Here is a 14,828-nt window from a genome sequence, read left to right as displayed (position 1 = left end):
ATCTCCTTTGCTTCCTTCGGTCCCGCTTCGCGGCTCCGCGCAGCGCCCACGACAGAGGAGGAGACGTTCGTGAAGGTCATTCGTGTAGTTGCCATTGCACTGACGATCGGAATTGGCATGGGATCGGCGGCCATGGCCGACGGGTTCAAGGACTGCACCAAGCTCGACAAGGCGTCGTGGAAGCCGGCCGCCGAAGCCGAAGCCAAGGCCAAGGCGCTGGGTTACGAAGTGCGGCGCTCCAAGATCGAAGGCTCGTGCTATGAGGTCTACGGCGTCAAGGAAGGCAAGCTCTACGAGCTGTTCTACAGCCCGGAAGATCTTAGCCTGAAGAAGACGGTTGCCAAGTAGGGTTTCAAGCAAGGTATTGAGCAAGGCTTGAGGATAGTCACGGCTTGATCGAAGAAGCGGTGCCAGAAACGCGCGGGGGGGCCGACAGGACCCCCGCGGATCGAACCGCCTCGCGGACGATCTCGGTCTGGGACCTCCCGCTACGCCTCTGGCACTGGGCCCTCGCGGCTTGCGTTCTGGCCGCCTGGTTCACCCCGACCGTCTATGACGGGCTTCACCGCATCCTCGGCTATACGGTGCTCGGGCTCCTGGCCTTCCGCCTCGCCTGGGGTTTCCTGGGAAGCCGCTATTCACGCTTCCGCATGGTCGGCGTCAGGCTTCGTGCCGCGCCAGGTTATCTCTGGAACCTGCGCCGCGGCATGACGGGCCGCTACATCGGTCTCAACCCCGCCGGGACGTTGATGCTGGTGGCGCTGCTGTTGTCGCTCGCCGTCTCGACCATCACCGGCGCGATGTCGGTGACCGTGACCTTCTTCGGCGTCTGGTGGGTCGAGGACACCCACCATTATTCATCGGATGCGGTCATTGTCCTGGTCGTGCTGCACGTCGCGGGCGTGGTGATGATGGGGATCCTCCAGCGCGAGAACCTGATCCGCGCGATGATCACGGGACGCAAGCGCATCCGCAGTCACCTCTGAACGTTCGTTGCCGGTCACAGCACAAATTGTTCACGATCGGCAGCCGGCAATCCGACGTCCTCTCCCGCAAATGCTCGGCAATTCGAATTGCGCAGGCAGCGTTACCAGCCGATGCCTGCCTCTGACGTCGCCAGAATGCTGCGGCGAGGTGCCGGAGCAGCCGTCCGCGCTGCCTGAGCATTCAGCCCCTCACTGCAACGGCGGATCGCCGCTGGTGCGCTTCTTGGCGAGATCCATCTCGGTCACCGCGATCAGGATTTCGGCGCGGGTCTTCAAATCCGGCGCCTCCAGCATGGCCTGCTTTTCCGCGGGGCCATAGGGCGACATCATCGCCAGTGCGTTGACGAGCGCCTCATTGGGCGCGCTCTCGACGCCTTCCCAGTCGACCTTGAGATTGTTGGCCTTCAGGAAATCCGCCAGCACGGTCAACAGCGCCTCGCGATCGACCTCGTCCTCGCCCATGCGCGCGGTGAAGTCGTCGACGAAGGTGAAGAAGTCCACCTTGCACTGGCGGTAGGCGGTCAGCACTTCAAGCTCCTTGACCACCTTGAAGCGCGAGACGCCGGTGAGCTCGAGGAGGTAGCGGCCGTCGCCGGATTCGGCCAGCTGGGTGATGCGGCCGACGCAGCCGACGCGGAACAGCGCCGGCCTGTCGGAATTCTTCGGCGAGTGCGCGACGTCGGGCTGGATCATGCCGATCAGGCGATGGCCGTCGCGCAAGGAATCGTCGACCATCGAAAGGTAACGCGGCTCGAAGATGTTGAGCGGCATCTGGCCGCGCGGCAGCAAAAGCGCGCCCGGCAGCGGAAATACCGGAATGATCTCCGGCAGGTCGGCGGGGCCGCGATATTCGATGTTGATCGGCATCTGGACCCCGCTAGACTCGCTAGAGCATGATCCGGACCCGGAGGGCCGCGTTAGCGCAAAGTGTGAAGCGGCTTTCCGACAAGATCATGCTCCAACAATAACCCTTACGAAAACAGGATCGTCGACAAGCGCTTTCGTCCCTCGATGGTAGCATCATCCGTGCCACCCCAGGCCTCGAAGAATTGCACGAGCTGCTTGCGGGCGCCGTCGTCGTTCCACTTGCGGTCGCGCTTGATGATCGCCAGCAACTGCTCGGTGGCCGCCGCCCGGTTGCCTTGCGCATTCAGCGCGGTCGCAAGGTCGAAGCGAGCCTGATGATCGAGCGGGTTTGCGGCGACTTTCTGTTCCAGCTCGGCCACCGGCCCCAGCTGCTCCGCCTGCTCGGCGAGATCGATCGCGGTCTGCACGGCTTTCACGGCGGGGTCGTTGCGCTTCGATTCCGGCACCATCGCCAGCGTCTGCTTGGCCTGCTCCATCGCGCCGGAGACGGCGTAGCATTTCGCGAGTCCGGCAAGGGCCGCGATGTTGGTCGAATCGTGCTGCAGCACCTCGGCATAGATCTGCGCGGCGGCGGCGGCGTCCCCCTCGGCGAGCACCGCCTCGGCCTCTTGCAGGATCTCGGCGATATTGGGCTCGCCCGGCGCCGTCACGCCCTTGGTCACCTTTTCGATGAAGGCGTTGACCTGGCTCTCCGGCACTGCGCCCATGAAGCCGTCGGCCGGCTGGCCGTTGACGAAGGCGATCACGGCCGGGATCGACTGGATGCCCATCTGGCCCGGGATCGCCGGATGCTGGTCGATGTTCATCTTGACCAGCTTGACCTTGCCCTTGGCCGCCTTGACCGCCTTTTCCAGCACGGGCGTGAGCTGCTTGCAGGGGCCGCACCACTCCGCCCAGAAGTCGATCAGAACCGGCTGGCGCTTCGATTCCTCGATGACGTCCTTCACGAAGGTCTGGGTGGTGGTGTCCTTGATCAGATCGGCCGCGGCCGCGCCCGCCGCTCCGTTACCCTGGTCGATGATCGTCACGGGATCCCCTCGTCTGATGTCTGGAATGGCGGCTCTTTAGCACGTCGCCAAATCATATGCTTCGTTGTCGGCTCCTAGATTGGGCCGAATGGGCCGAATTTCAATCCATCAGGGCCGATTCGCCGGTTCCGGGACGTTTTCGGGCGATTTGGCCGCGTTCGGGGTCCATATGGCCCTTCAATTGCGAATCTATGCTGCCGGTAGCTGTTGCATTCGCCGTCCGCTTTTGGCATACGACAGCCGTTGCCGGCGCGTCATGCGACCGACACAGGATGCGGGTGTAGCTCAGTGGTAGAGCACGACCTTGCCAAGGTCGGGGTCGAGGGTTCGAGCCCCTTCGCCCGCTCCAATTTTTCCCAAAGCATCCAGCCAAACCGGGTCGGGCCGTGGTTTTCCACGCCGCTGGCGGCTGTATTGGGTCTCAAATGACAATACTGGTCACGGGCAGCGCGGGCCACCTTGGGGAGGCCGTTCTCCGTATGCTCCGGGGACGCAGTTTCCCCGCGCGTGGAATCGATCTGAAGCCATCGCCCTTCACCGATGCCGTCGGCTCGATCGTCGATTCCGACTTCGTGCGGCGCCGGATGGAGGGCGTCACCGCCGTGATCCACACCGCGACGCTGCACAAGCCGCATGTGGCGACCCACGGCAAACAGGATTTTGTCGACACCGACGTCACCGGCACGCTCAATCTGCTCGAGGCAGCGGTCGCCGCCGGCGTGAAGAGCTTCGTCTTTACCAGCACCACCAGCGCGTTCGGCTCGCAGCTCCGGCCGGAGGCAGGGCAGGCTGCGGTGTGGGTCACCGAGGATCTGGCGCCGGTGCCGAAGAACATCTACGGCACGACGAAGCTGATGGCCGAGACGCTGTGCGAGCTGTTCTTTCGCGAGCGCGGCCTGCCCGTCGTGATCTTGAGGACCTCGCGCTTCTTCCCTGAGGACGATGACGATCCGGCGATGCGCTCGGCTTACCCGCTGGACAACGTACAGGCCAATGAGCTGCTCTATAGACGGCTGGATATAGCGGACGCGGTGAGCGCCCATCTCCTCGCCGTCGAGCGCGCGCCGAAGATCGGTTTTGCCCGTTACATCATCTCCGCGACGAGCCCGTTCGAGCCCCGTCATCTCGCGGCGCTCGCGCGCGACGCGGCCGGTGTCGTGCGCGAGCTCTACCCGGATTGCGCGCAGCTCTATGCGGCGCGCGGATGGCGGCTATTCCCCGAGATCGACCGCGTCTATGTCAACGACCGTGCGCGGCACGAGCTGGGCTGGCGGCCCGAATTCGACTTCGCGCATGTCCTGAACAGCCTGTGCGAGGGCACGGATTTTCGCAGCACGCTGGCACGCGAGATCGGGTCGAAAGGCTATCACGACACGGTATTCGACGACGGACCCTATCCCGTCGCCTCGTAATCGCCGTCTTTGCCGTTTTGCTCGATGCATCAAATGTCTGTCCGGCGTCACTGGGAGCAGACCGGGCTAAGCCGTTCTACTGTGCATGGGGTTGTTTTCGCAATTTTGTGCGACCGCCCCTCCTGCTGCCTGCAAATCAGTCACGCGTTATTTTGATTCCGCGTTGCAGCGAGACCGTTGTCGGCGCCGTGCAAATCTTCGTGGCATTCAGTCTCAATTTCTATTGAGTCTGACTGCAGTGCTCCCGACGCGCTTCTCACCGTCCGCAGATGTGCTAACCTTTTTGCGTCTGTCGTCCTGACAGACTCCGAACTTCGCCTCTCGACTAGCAAAACAAAATAACGTGCAGCCCTGACGGCTGCCTTAGGGGAGTGACGTGATGAAATTCCATCAATCCGTCTTTCAATCCGTCCTGGCGCTTGCAGCGGTTGCCCTTCTCGCGGGGACAAGCGCAGTCAGCGCGCAACAGCAGGACAAGAACCGCCAGCTGAAGAAATACGAGTCCGGCACCAAGGAGTTCTGGACCCATCCGCCGGATGACTGGTTCCTCGGCGACGAGACCGAGGCGCAGAAGGGCCTCGCGCCGCCGTCGGGCCCGCCGACCGGCGCGTCGGAGGCCGAGCTCGCCGCGATGATGAAGAAGATCAAGCTGCCGGCCGGCTTCAAGATCGAAGTCTATGCGCCCGGCGTTCTCGCCGCGCGGCAGATGGCCTGGGGTGACAAGGGCACGCTGTTCGTTGGCTCGTTCGGCCTCGGCAACGTCTATGCCATCAAGGACAACAACGGAAAGAAAGAGGTCAAGACCATCCTGAAGGGGCTGAACATGCCCACCGGTCTCGCCTTCAAGGATGGCGCGCTCTACGTCATCGCGGTCGACAAGCTGATCCGTTACGACAACGCCGAAGCCAATCTCGACAAGCTCGGTGACGGCAAGGTCGTCTATGATGACATGCCCTCCTATGCCGCGCATGGCTGGAAGTACATCGCGGTCGACAAGGAAGGCTGGTTCTACCTGCCGTTCGGACCGCCCTTCAACGTCGGCGTGCCCCCGACCAGTGTCTCGCAGATCCGCCGCGTCGATCCCAAGACCGGCAACGCCGAAATCTATGCGCTCGGCGTTCGCAACTCGGTCGGCGGCGACGTCGATCCGCGCACCGGCAAATATTGGTTCACCGAGAACGCGCGCGACTGGATCAGCGACGATCTGCCCTCAGACAAGCTGAACATGATCTCGAAGATCGGCGAGCATTTCGGCTATCCCTACTGCCACCAGGGCGACCTGCTGGATACGAAGTTCGCGATGGGTCACAAGTGCTCCGAGTTCACGCCGCCCGTGCTGAACCTCGGCGCGCATGTCGCTCCGCTCGGTATGAAGTTCTATACCGGCGATCAATTCCCCGCCGAGTACAAGAATAACATCCTGATCGCCGAGCACGGCTCCTGGAATCGTCACAAGTACCAGGGCGGCAATATCACGCGCGTGATCGTCGGCCCCGACGGCAAGAACGCCAAGAAGGAGGTGTTCGCCTCCGGTTGGATCGAGGGTGACCAGGGCTATCTCGGCCGTCCCAACGACATCATCCTCGCCAAGGACGGCTCGATCCTCGTTGCCGACGATTGGGCCGGCGCGATCTACCGCATCAGCTACAGCAAGAAGTAGCGTAAGACGACACGAGGCTGCGACCGGACGACGGTCGCAGCCTCTTTTGTTTGTGACAGGCTTGCAGCGGAACGCGTTCGTCATGCCCGGACTTGATCCGGGCATCCATCAAACGAGAAACCTCTTTGCAAACGGGATGGATTGCCGGGCCTACGCCAAGCAGGCGGGTCAAGCCCGGCAATGACAGCCGGAGAAATCAGCCATGCGAGTCGTTCGGTTTGGAATTCTGTCTGTGACGCTATCGCTCGCAGCACTTGCAATCGTCCGTGCTCAGGCCGCCGATAATGCCGCGATCCAGGAGAAGGCCGCCGTCTGCTCCGGCTGTCACGGCGAGAACGGCATCTCGCAGACGGAGAACATCCCCTCGCTGGCCGGCCAGCCCGATCAATTCATCCAGTGGCAGCTCGTGTTCTTCCGCGCGGGCTCGCGCAAGAACGACCAGATGCAGCCGATCGCCGAGGAGATCACCAACGAGGACATCCGCAATTTCGGCGCCTATTTCGCGCAGATGACGCCGCCGAAGGCCGCGGAAGACGCGGATCCGGACCTGTCGAAAAAAGGCGCGCAAGTTGCCGTGGGCCGCCGCTGCGCCTCGTGCCACACGGATAGCTTTGCCGGCACCAAGGCGGTTGCCCGGCTCGCGGGCCAGCGCGAGGAATACCTGGTCAAGGCGCTGCACGACTACAAAAGCAGCCAGCGCGTCGGCGGCGGCGGCGCTGCGATGGCCGATGTCGCCTATCACATGAGCGATGAGGAAATCACCGCCGTCTCGCACTATCTCGCGTATTTCAAGTAACGCGGAGTCGTTGCGGCAAACGCCGCTGTCGTCCCGGGGCGCGACGAAGTCGCGAGCTACGATGCGCAATTGCGCATCTGAGGACCCATAGCCGCAGGATCAAGTTTGGCGAAGACTCGTGGTGACCCGCTCGCCTCATAACCACTCCCTGTGGTTATGGGTCCCGGGCTCGCGCTCTGCGCGCCCCGGGACGACAGCAAAGTTTGGAGCTACCCCGCCCGCTGCCTCTCATACGCCTTCAGATGCGTATACGCGATGCGCAGCTTCGGCACCGGCACCTTGGCGGCGTCGGCGCGCGCGATGAGGTCGCCAATGACGTGATCGGCCTCGACCGGCAGGCCCGCCTTGATGTCGCGGAACATGGATGCCGTCATCGGCGATCCCTCGGTGGTGAGGTTGCCCTTCACGCGCTCGAAGAACGGGCCGCCCGGCGTGTAGCCCGACGCGGTGGCGATCGCGCTGGTCTCGTCCAGCATGCCGAGCAAAAAGTCTCGGCCGCCGGGGGCCGCGAGGATGTTGCCGACGGAGGTGCGCATCAGGCTGGTGCTTGCGGCGAGCGAAGACAGGAACACCCACTTCTCCCACATGTCCTGCATGATGTTCTGGCTGGCGGCGGCGCCATTGATGCCGCTCTTGAAGGCCTCGTCGATCGCCTTTACCCGGTCCGAGAGTTTGCCGTCGCGCTCGCCGTAACTGAGCGACTGCATCGGCTGGAGCTGCACCACTTCGCGCTTCTCGTTCAGGGTTGCCGCGATGGCGCAGAGGCCGCCGAGCACGCGCTCCTTGCCGAATTTTTCGTCGAGCGTGTCGAGATGCTTCATGCCGTTGAGCATGGGAATGATCGCCGTATCAGGGCCGACCGCGGCCGCGAACGACTTGATGGCGTCGTCGAGGTCGAACGCCTTGCAGCTCAAGAGCACGACGTCGAACTTTCCCTTGAGCGCGTCGGCCTGAACGGTCGGCGGATTCTTCAGCGTCACGTCGCCGCTCGGGCTCTTGATGACGAGGCCGGCGCTCGCGAGCTCGCCGGCGCGCCGCGGCCGGACCAGGAAGGTGACGTCGCGGCCGGCCTGTAACAGCCTGCCACCAAAGTAGCCGCCGATGGCGCCGGCGCCGACCACGAGGATACGCATGGGAGAACTCCGTTCTTATTCTTGGCTTTATACTTGGCTTTATTTTTGGCGGATGGCGATTAGGAAGTAGCGAATAGCAGGCGCGATTTCCACTCGCTATTCGCTACGCGCCATTCGCGCGCTTCACTTTCCCGACACCATCTCCTCGACCTCGCGCAGCTGCTCCTTGCCGAAGAACATCTCGTTACCGACGAAGAAGGTGGGCGAGCCGAACGCACCGCGGGCAACGGCGTCCTCGGTGTTCTTGATCAGCTTGCCCTTGACCTCGGGCTCCTGGGCGCGCGCGAACAGTTTATGGGCATCGAGGCCGGAGGATGCCAGTGCCTTCGCCGCGACTTCCGGGTCGTCCATCTTCTTCGGCTCGCGCCACATGTGGTGGAAGGCGGCCTCGACATATTTTTCGAACACGCCCTCGGCCTGTGCCGCGATCGCGGTACGCATCAGGTTCAGCGTGTTGACCGGGAAGAACGGATTCATGACATAGGGCGGGACCTTGAAGCGCTTGACGAAGCGCTCGGTCTCGACCGCCTGGAATTCGCGCTTGTTCTTGATGCCGGCGAGCGTCTCGGCCGGCGACTTGTTGTTGGTCGACTTGAAGATGCCGCCGAGCAGGATCGGCACGTACTCGAATTTGACGCCGACGCGCTGCTCGATCGCCGGGATCGCAAGATGACTGAGATAGGCGTTCGGGCTGCCGAAATCGAACAGGAATTGCGGGGCTGTGCGGGTCAAAATCGTTCTCCCTGACCTGGCTTTTGATCTGGCTTTTCATCCATTGTGGCGCAGCGCGCGCCACGGGTCCACCGTTTAATGATGGTCATAATATCTTGATGATCCGGTCAGATCAGACGCCGGATCGCGCGCCTGCGCCACACCGTGAGGTAATAGCCCATCTGCAAAACGAACATGGCGCAGAACACGATCGGATAGGCGGCCCACACACCTTTCAGGCCGATCGTGCGGCTCAGGATCACAGCGGCCGGCAGCTCGATCGCGACAATGGCGAAGATCGACAGCAGCATTGGCGTCAAGGCGACGCCGGCCGCGCGCATGGCTCCGGAAAACACGGTGGCCAGGCCGAACGGCACCGAGCTCCACAGCGCGATGTGAAGCAGTCCCCCGGCGAGGTCGAGTACGGCACTGTCGGTGATGAAGAGTCCGAGCACGGCCGGCGGCGCCAGATAGATCAGCCCCACCAGCCCGCCGGTCAGGACGATGTTGAACATGAGGCCGGTGCGCACGATGCCATCGAGCAGCGTCCTGTTGCCGCCGCCGATAGCCTGTGCGCCGAGGATCGAGACCGCGATCGAAATCGACATTGCCGTGAACTGCGTGTAGCCCATCACCTGGTTGACCGCGCCATACGCGGCGGTGGCATCCGATCCAAAGCCGTTGACGAGCCCGAGCAGCACGAGCTCTGCGATCGCCATCACCACCATGCCGACTGCGCTCGGCAGTCCGATGCCGAGGATCTTTCCGAGCACGGCACGATTGAGCCGCAGATGACGCAGCAGCGCGGCATCCGGTGCCAGTGCATGCTTCGTCCGCAGCAGATAGAGGGCCAGCGCGAGCAGCGTCAGCGCGTTGGCAATCGCTGCCGCCCAGGCTGGGCTGGTGATTCCCGCGGCAGGCAATCCGAACGCGCCGCGGATCAGTATCGGCGTCAGGATCAGTCCGATGGTGGTCGACAAGGCCAGCGCCAGCAGCGGCGTCACGGCGTCACCGACGCCGCGGATCATCGCCGTCATCAGCAGGAAGACGAAGCCGAGCGGCATGGTGAGCAGCATGATGCGCGCATAGGCACTGGCCTGGTCGAGGATGTCCGCTGGCGTCGCGAGCATCGTCATTAGTTGCCGGCTGAAGAAGCCGCCGACCAAAGCAACCGAAAGCGAGAGCAGCAGGCCGATCGCGAGCGTCGTGCCGACGACGATCCTGATCCTGCCATGCTCGCCAGCGCCAAAGGCCTGGCCGATCAGCACAGTGGCGCCGGTGCTCAGGCCCATGACGAAGGCGAACAGGAAGAACATCACCGGGAAGAACGCCGACACCGCTGCGAGTGCGTCGACGCCGATCATCTGGCCGAGATAGACGTTGCTGACGGTCCCGAACAGCGATTGCAGCGCGTTGCTCAGCACCAGCGGTGCGAGGAAGCGGAGGAATGTCGTCCAGAGCGGTTTTGGCGCGGACATGGATAGGCCTTTCATCAGGGCGTGCGAAGCCGTTGCCGCGCGATGCACGCGCGGCTTGGCCGTCGATGGGGTGAGAGAAGTGCTGCGCCTAAGCGCGGTCGCTGTAGGCGAGCTTGACGATGTGGTCGCGGACGTCGACCGGCCAGTCGGCGATCAGTCCGGTGAAGCGCCGCCGGTCATCCGCGAACAGGGCGCGCGAAGCTTCCTCGAACTGCGGCAGATTACCCGCCATGGTCGACATGAAGTGATAGGCCGCATCACGCGCCTGCCGCTCGCGGTCCTTGTCGCCGCTTGCGCGTCTCGCCTCGTCGACGAGTTTCCGCAGCGCGACCGAGGCGCCGCCCGGCTGGGCTCCGAGCCACTCCCAGTGCCGCGGCAGCAGCGTCACCTCGCGCGCGACCACGCCGAGCTTCGGCCGGCCGCGCCCGCGGGGCTCGCTCGGTGGCGCGGTCTCCTCGACCGGCGGCGGGACAAGCTTCGCCACCCGCGCCAGCACCTCGCGATCCCCGCCGCGCAGATCGAAGTCGATCGATCGGCCCGTGTGGTCCTCGAAGATGATGATGGGCTCGTCCGGCGGTGGCGTGATCCGCTTGACGACCAGCGCGACCTCTCCTGCTGGCCCGGACGCCAGGCGGCGATGGCCCTGGAACGCCGTGAAAGTCCGTTGCATTGAAATCATTGCCATATTGATGACGTTGGCCCTTTAATATCCGGGTAAATTGCGGTCGTCAATATACCCGGATGAAATTATCCGTGGGGATGGCTCGACATTGCGTTCCCGGGCTGGCACGAACGCGCGACCGACCACGCCTAGCCTGGGGACCTCAACGATGCTGACCGTTCACCACCTCAACAATTCCCGCTCACAGCGGGTGCTGTGGCTGCTCGAGGAGTTGGGCGTGCCCTACGAGATCGTGTGCTATCAGCGCCAGCCGGACATGCGCGCGCCGAAGGAGCTGCGCGCCATCCATCCGCTCGGCAAGTCGCCCGTCATCACCGACAACGGCAACACCATCGCCGAGTCCGGCGCGATCATCGAATACCTCATCGCCACCTACGGCAACGGCCGGCTGATTCCGCCGCCGAACACGCCGGAGCGGCTGCGCTTCACCTATTGGTTGCACTATGCGGAGGGCTCGGCGATGCAGCCGCTGCTGCTCAAGCTGCTGTTCACGCTGATGCCGAAGCGCGCACCCGCACTGCTTCGCCCGCTGGTGCGCAAGGTCTCGAACCAGGCGCTCACCGCGCTGGTCAATCCGCAGCTCAAGCAGCACATGGATTATTGGGAAGGCGAGCTCGGCAAGAGCGAGTGGTTTGCCGGCAACGAGTTCACCGCCGCCGATATCCAGATGAGCTTCCCGCTCGAAGCCGCGCAAGCGCGTGGCGGGCTCGAGCTCGGCCATCCCAAGGCGATGGCATTCCTGGAACGCATCCATGCGCGCCCGGCGTATGCCAGAGCGCTGGAAAAAGGCGGGCCGTACCAGGTGGGGCGGTAAATTACTTCACCGCCCCGGGTGACAACGCCGGACTAATCCGCGTGCAGCACGCGCCCGCGCGTCTCCGGCAGCGCGAAGGCGGCAATGAAGAACAGCACGTAAGCCACCACCGCGAACATCGCGATCGCATTGGCGAGCGACGTCGTCGCCGAGAGCGCGCCGACCAGGAACGGAAACAGCGCGCCGATGCCGCGGCCGAAATTGTAGCAGAAGCCCTGGCCGGAGCCGCGCAGCCGCGTCGGATAGAGCTCGGTCAGGAACGCGCCGATCCCCGAGAAATAGCCCGAGGCGAAGAAGCCCAGCGGGAAGCCGAGCACCCACAGGATCTCGTTGGTCAGCGGCAGCTGCGTGTAGAGCAGCACCACGGCCATGGCGCCGATCGAGAAGATCAGGAACAGATTGCGCCTGCCGATGCGATCCGCGAGCCAGGCTCCGACGAGATAGCCGATGAAAGAGCCGATGATCAGCGTCGAGAGATAGCCGGTCGAACCGACGATCGACAGGTGCCGCTCCTTGGTCAGGAACTGCGGCACCCAGAAGGTGACGGCGTAGTAGCCGCCCTGGCAGCCTGTCGCCATCAGCGAGGCCAGGATCGTGGTCTTCAGGATCGGGCCGGAGAAAATTTCCCAGAGCGCCGGACGATCGCCGCTCGCGGCCTGTTTTGCGCGGGCCTCGGCCGCGATCTCGGGCTCGGTGACGGAGCGGCGGATGTAGAACACCAGCAGCGCCGGCAGTGCACCGATCACGAACATCCAGCGCCACGCCGTCTCCGGCGGCAAAGCCGAGAACAGGATCGCCTGCGACAGCACGGCGAGACCCCAGCCGACCGCCCAGCCCGACTGCACCGAACCGACTGCGCGTCCGCGATATTGCGGACGGATCGCCTCGCCCATCAGCACGGCGCCCGCCGCCCACTCGCCGCCGAAGCCGAGGCCGAGCACGGCGCGTGCGATCAGGAGCTGGTCGAAATTCTGCACGACCGCGCAGACCAGCGAGAAGAACGAGAACCAGATGATGGTGATCTGGAGCGTCCTGACACGTCCGATATGATCGGAGAGATAGCCGCCGAGCCAGCCGCCGATCGCGGAGGCCAGCAGCGTCACGGTGCCGGCGAGTCCGGCCGAGGCCGCATCGACCTTCCACAGCGCGATGATGGTGCCGATCACCAGCGGATAGATCATGAAGTCCATGCCGTCGAGCGCCCAGCCCGCCGCGCAGGCCCAGAACGTCCGTCGCTCCGGCGCGTTCATGTCGCGATAGAAGGCGAGGAGGCTGGTGTCTTCGATCTCCGCGCGCTCAATGCGCTGGGTCGGATCGGCTGTGCTCATGTGCGTTTCCCCGGCGGTCCCTTAAAGCTGCGCGGTGGTAGCACGCACGGCAGCCCGCGCAAGCTGCCGTGCCATGCAACGGCGAGACTACTGTCCCGCGGCTTCCGCGCCGCGGGTACGCGGATCGGGCGCGCCGAGTGGCCCGTTCGGCGTCACCAGAATCGAATTGGCCGAGGTCTGTCCCATCGGCTCGACGATGAGGTGATCCATCGCCCTCAGCTCGAACAGCACATCGCCGGAAAAGCCGCTCTCGACGCGCACCTCGTCCGGCAGCCATTGGTGATGCAGCCGTGGCGCAGCGACGGCGGCGGCCACATCCATCTTGTAGTCGAGCACGTTGACGACGACCTGGAGCACGGTCGAGATGATGCGGCTGCCGCCGGGTGAGCCCGTCACCAGCACCGGCTTGCCGTTCTTGAGCACGATGGTAGGGGACATCGAGGACAACGGCCGCTTGCCGGGTCCGGGCAGATTGGGCTCGAAACCGACGAGGCCGTAGGCGTTGGAAGCGCCGACCGCGGCGGTGAAATCGTCGAGCTCGTTGTTGAGCAGCACGCCGGTTCCGTCGGCAACGAGGCCGACGCCATAGCTGAAATTCAGCGTGGTGGTGTTGCTGACGGCATTGCCGCCGGCGTCGACGACGGAAAAGTGCGTGGTGTTGGTGCCCTCGCGCGGCGCGGGAGGGGCGGAGACGAGCTGCCTCGACGGCGTGGCGCGCTCCGTGGAGATGCCGGCGCGCAGCTTGGCGGCGTAGTCCTTTGTCGTGAGCGTCTCGATCGGTGCATTGACGAAGGCGGGATCGCCGAGATAGCGCGCACGATCCGCATAGGCGCGCTTCATGGCTTCGATCAGCAGATGCAGCGAAGCTGGCGACCCCTGTTTCAGATCGGCCAGCTGAAAGCCCTCGAGGATGTTGAGCGTCTCCACCAGCACCACGCCGCCGGAGGACGGCAGCGGCATCGAGACAATGTCGTAGCCGCGATATGTGCCGCGCACCGGGGCACGGACCACGGCCTGATAGGATTTCAGATCGGCCGGCGTCATGATGCCGCCGGCGTCAGTCACGGCCTTGGCGAGCTTGTCCGCGACCGGCCCCTCATAGAAACCGCGCGGCCCCTGTGCAGCGACGGCCGACAGCGTTTCGGCGAGATCACTCTGCACCAGCCTGTCGCCTTCGCCGAGCGGTGTGCCGTCGGGGCGCGAGAAGATCCTGGCCGACGACGGCCAGCGCGCCAGCCGCCGGTGCCAACCCGGCAGCGTGTCGGCAAGGTCGTCGGTGACAACAAAACCGTCGCGGGCGAGCCCAATCGCGGGCTCGAGCAGCTGTGCCAGCGTGAACCGGCCCGAGCCGTATTTTTCCAAGGCCAGCACAAGACCGGCGACGGTGCCGGGCACGCCGACGCCGAGCGCGGAATCCCGCGACTTCGCCGCATCGGGCTTGCCGTCAGCGCCGAGGAAGATCTGCGGGGTGGTCGCAGCCGGCGCGGTCTCGCGATAGTCGATCGTGATGTCCTCGTTGCGCTCGGCCGAATGGATCACCATGAATCCGCCGCCGCCGATGTTGCCGGCGCGCGGATACGTCACGGCCATCGCAAAGCCGGTGGCGACCGCGGCATCGACCGCGTTGCCGCCGCGGCGCAGGATGTCGGCGCCGACTTGCGCCGATATCTTTTCCTGCGCCACCACCATGCCGTGCTCGGACGGAACGGCGTGCACCGCGTCGAGCGCGGGTGGGACATAGGCTCGCCGCGCATCCTGTGCGGTGGCAGACGAAAAACCAAACGCCAGAGTGGCAATGAAGGCGAAAAATGTCCGCCGTGTCGGATATGACGACATCATCAAGCTTCCGTCGCGGCCTCAGGCCAGTTCCCACGCGTCGCTTCAATGCTATACGCTTTGCCCCAACAGAGGCAAAACTGTTCGTGATGGGGAC

14 protein-coding genes and 1 tRNA gene are annotated in these 14,828 nt (G+C 64.2%); 7 read left to right on the top strand and 8 right to left on the bottom strand.

Going from position 1 to position 14,828, the window contains the following annotated elements:
- Positions 1 to 69: 69 nt before the first annotated feature.
- Both CT676_RS03970 and CT676_RS03965 read left to right on the top strand, forming a co-directional pair.
- The gene (locus CT676_RS03970; protein ID WP_135213946.1) at positions 70 to 348 is read left to right on the top strand and encodes a PepSY domain-containing protein; all 279 of its coding nucleotides are present in this window, start codon (positions 70 to 72) and stop codon (positions 346 to 348) included.
- A gap of 44 nt (positions 349 to 392) precedes the next feature.
- Positions 393 to 986, top strand: a complete 594-nt coding sequence (locus tag CT676_RS03965) for a cytochrome b/b6 domain-containing protein (protein ID WP_193560868.1) — start codon at positions 393 to 395, stop codon at positions 984 to 986.
- Positions 987 to 1,175: 189 nt separating this feature from the next.
- Here the strand turns inward: CT676_RS03965 and CT676_RS03960 are convergent, their stop codons facing one another.
- Both CT676_RS03960 and trxA read right to left on the bottom strand, forming a co-directional pair.
- Entirely contained in the window at positions 1,176 to 1,853 is a 678-nt protein-coding gene (locus CT676_RS03960) for an LON peptidase substrate-binding domain-containing protein (RefSeq protein WP_135213945.1), read from the bottom strand.
- 104 nt (positions 1,854 to 1,957) lie between these two features.
- Complete coding sequence (gene trxA / locus CT676_RS03955) at positions 1,958 to 2,881, bottom strand: thioredoxin (protein ID WP_167767935.1); 924 nt, start codon at positions 2,879 to 2,881, stop codon at positions 1,958 to 1,960.
- A gap of 274 nt (positions 2,882 to 3,155) precedes the next feature.
- Here trxA and CT676_RS03950 point away from each other — a divergent pair.
- From CT676_RS03950 to CT676_RS03930, 4 genes are all read left to right on the top strand, one after another.
- Positions 3,156 to 3,230 (top strand) — tRNA-Gly (locus CT676_RS03950).
- 76 nt (positions 3,231 to 3,306) lie between these two features.
- Positions 3,307 to 4,293, top strand: coding sequence for an NAD(P)-dependent oxidoreductase (locus tag CT676_RS03945; protein ID WP_167767934.1), 987 nt, complete (start codon positions 3,307 to 3,309; stop codon positions 4,291 to 4,293).
- A 379-nt stretch (positions 4,294 to 4,672) separates the two neighbouring features.
- The gene (locus CT676_RS03935) at positions 4,673 to 5,953 is read left to right on the top strand and encodes a PQQ-dependent sugar dehydrogenase (protein WP_085403055.1); all 1,281 of its coding nucleotides are present in this window, start codon (positions 4,673 to 4,675) and stop codon (positions 5,951 to 5,953) included.
- 202 nt (positions 5,954 to 6,155) lie between these two features.
- On the top strand, positions 6,156 to 6,749 hold the full coding sequence (locus CT676_RS03930) for a c-type cytochrome (protein ID WP_135213942.1): 594 nt from the start codon (positions 6,156 to 6,158) through the stop codon (positions 6,747 to 6,749).
- 209 nt (positions 6,750 to 6,958) lie between these two features.
- On the opposite strand, the gene panE is transcribed toward CT676_RS03930, so the two are convergent.
- From panE to CT676_RS03910, 4 genes are all read right to left on the bottom strand, one after another.
- Positions 6,959 to 7,882, bottom strand: a complete 924-nt coding sequence (panE, locus tag CT676_RS03925; protein WP_135213941.1) for a 2-dehydropantoate 2-reductase — start codon at positions 7,880 to 7,882, stop codon at positions 6,959 to 6,961.
- A 123-nt stretch (positions 7,883 to 8,005) separates the two neighbouring features.
- Positions 8,006 to 8,614, bottom strand: a complete 609-nt coding sequence (locus tag CT676_RS03920) for a 2-hydroxychromene-2-carboxylate isomerase (protein ID WP_135213940.1) — start codon at positions 8,612 to 8,614, stop codon at positions 8,006 to 8,008.
- Between the two features lie 107 nt (positions 8,615 to 8,721).
- A complete protein-coding gene (locus CT676_RS03915; protein WP_244623065.1) occupies positions 8,722 to 10,071 on the bottom strand; it encodes an MATE family efflux transporter in 1,350 nt (449 codons plus the stop codon).
- Between the two features lie 88 nt (positions 10,072 to 10,159).
- Entirely contained in the window at positions 10,160 to 10,756 is a 597-nt protein-coding gene (locus tag CT676_RS03910) for a DUF2239 family protein (RefSeq protein WP_135213938.1), read from the bottom strand.
- A 145-nt stretch (positions 10,757 to 10,901) separates the two neighbouring features.
- Here CT676_RS03910 and CT676_RS03905 point away from each other — a divergent pair, with 145 nt between their 5' ends.
- Complete coding sequence (locus tag CT676_RS03905; protein WP_135213937.1) at positions 10,902 to 11,567, top strand: glutathione S-transferase; 666 nt, start codon at positions 10,902 to 10,904, stop codon at positions 11,565 to 11,567.
- 32 nt (positions 11,568 to 11,599) lie between these two features.
- Here the strand turns inward: CT676_RS03905 and CT676_RS03900 are convergent, their stop codons facing one another.
- On the bottom strand, positions 11,600 to 12,895 hold the full coding sequence (locus tag CT676_RS03900) for an MFS transporter (protein ID WP_063980311.1): 1,296 nt from the start codon (positions 12,893 to 12,895) through the stop codon (positions 11,600 to 11,602).
- An 87-nt stretch (positions 12,896 to 12,982) separates the two neighbouring features.
- Entirely contained in the window at positions 12,983 to 14,734 is a 1,752-nt protein-coding gene (gene ggt / locus CT676_RS03895; RefSeq protein WP_135213936.1) for a gamma-glutamyltransferase, read from the bottom strand.
- Between the last annotated feature and the right edge of the window lie 94 nt (positions 14,735 to 14,828).

The organism is Bradyrhizobium sp. MOS001, assembly GCF_004634465.1.
Taxonomy (GTDB): domain Bacteria; phylum Pseudomonadota; class Alphaproteobacteria; order Rhizobiales; family Xanthobacteraceae; genus Bradyrhizobium; species Bradyrhizobium barranii.
This window is presented reverse-complemented; position numbering and strand designations above follow the sequence as displayed.

Bases quoted from the DNA above. Each gene is read 5' to 3' on its own strand.
- CT676_RS03960 (WP_135213945.1), bottom strand. From the start codon at position 1,853: ATGCCGATCAACATCGAATATCGCGGCCCCGCCGACCTGCCGGAGATC.
- CT676_RS03945 (WP_167767934.1), top strand. From the start codon at position 3,307: ATGACAATACTGGTCACGGGCAGCGCGGGCCACCTTGGGGAGGCCGTT.
- CT676_RS03935 (WP_085403055.1), top strand. From the start codon at position 4,673: ATGAAATTCCATCAATCCGTCTTTCAATCCGTCCTGGCGCTTGCAGCG.
- CT676_RS03930 (WP_135213942.1), top strand. From the start codon at position 6,156: ATGCGAGTCGTTCGGTTTGGAATTCTGTCTGTGACGCTATCGCTCGCA.
- panE (WP_135213941.1), bottom strand. From the start codon at position 7,882: ATGCGTATCCTCGTGGTCGGCGCCGGCGCCATCGGCGGCTACTTTGGT.
- CT676_RS03915 (WP_244623065.1), bottom strand. From the start codon at position 10,071: ATGTCCGCGCCAAAACCGCTCTGGACGACATTCCTCCGCTTCCTCGCA.
- CT676_RS03910 (WP_135213938.1), bottom strand. From the start codon at position 10,756: ATGGCAATGATTTCAATGCAACGGACTTTCACGGCGTTCCAGGGCCAT.
- CT676_RS03905 (WP_135213937.1), top strand. From the start codon at position 10,902: ATGCTGACCGTTCACCACCTCAACAATTCCCGCTCACAGCGGGTGCTG.
- CT676_RS03900 (WP_063980311.1), bottom strand. From the start codon at position 12,895: ATGAGCACAGCCGATCCGACCCAGCGCATTGAGCGCGCGGAGATCGAA.
- ggt (WP_135213936.1), bottom strand. From the start codon at position 14,734: ATGATGTCGTCATATCCGACACGGCGGACATTTTTCGCCTTCATTGCC.